Below are 470 nucleotides of genomic sequence, written 5' to 3'. Positions count from 1 at the left end.
CCCGTACCGCCTCCACCACCTCGGCCGGCCGGGCCCGCTTGAGCAGGAAGCCGCTGGCCCCGACACGCAGCGCGTCGTAGACGTACTCGTCGTTGGCGAAGGTGGTGATAACCAGCACCCGGGGCGGCTCGGCGGAGCTGGCCAGCAGCTGCCGGGTGGCCTGGATGCCGTCGATCCCCGGCATCCGCACGTCCATCAGCACCACCTGCGGCCGGTGCCGGGCGACCAGCGGCGGCACCTCGGCGCCGTCGGCGGCCTCGGCGACCACCCGCAGGTCCGGCTGGGCGTCGAGGATCGCCCGCAACCCGATCCGGATCAGTTCGTCGTCGTCGACGATCAACACGTCGGTGCTCATCCGGCCGCCCCGATCGGCAGCCGCACCCGCACCCGCCACCGGTCCTGGTCCGGGCCGGCGGTCATCCCGCCGCCGAGCAGCAGCACCCGCTCCCGCATACCGACCAGCCCCCGCC

General features: G+C 74.5%; 1 protein-coding gene. It reads right to left on the bottom strand.

All coding sequences use genetic code 11. The features are described from left to right. A partial coding sequence (locus C1I95_RS34395) for a response regulator (RefSeq protein WP_146605958.1) occupies positions 1-355 on the bottom strand: 355 nt, incomplete at its 3' end. Positions 356-470 lie beyond the last annotated feature (115 nt).

This window comes from Micromonospora craterilacus (genome assembly GCF_003236315.1).
In the GTDB taxonomy this organism is placed as follows: Bacteria; Actinomycetota; Actinomycetes; order Mycobacteriales; family Micromonosporaceae; genus Micromonospora; species Micromonospora craterilacus.
This window is presented reverse-complemented; position numbering and strand designations above follow the sequence as displayed.